Genomic DNA, 329 nt, shown 5'->3' with positions numbered 1-329 from the left:
CTCGGACCGTCGGTGGCGGCGGCGAGTGGAGCGGAGAGCGCCACGGCCGCGCAGGCGGCCGCGGACACCGCGAGAGCGCGTGAAGCACGCATCGTTGAACCTCCAGCGGAAGACGCCCCAAAGCGGTGCTCCGGGAGATTCGACGAGTACGCCTTCCATGACGAACCATCACCGCGCGACCTGATCGTCGCACTTCGGCACTGGTCCACCCCGGTGAGCCGACACGCCGGACGGAGCCCGTCCACCCCCACGGACACGCAGGTCACCGCCCGTCAGAAGTTTTTATATGCCGATTACTCGGATGGGTCAGCCCGGCAGGCGCCGCCACC

The sequence above is a fragment of the Streptomyces lushanensis genome, from assembly GCF_001700515.1.
In the GTDB taxonomy this organism is placed as follows: Bacteria; Actinomycetota; Actinomycetes; order Streptomycetales; family Streptomycetaceae; genus Streptomyces; species Streptomyces lushanensis.
This window is presented reverse-complemented; position numbering follows the sequence as displayed.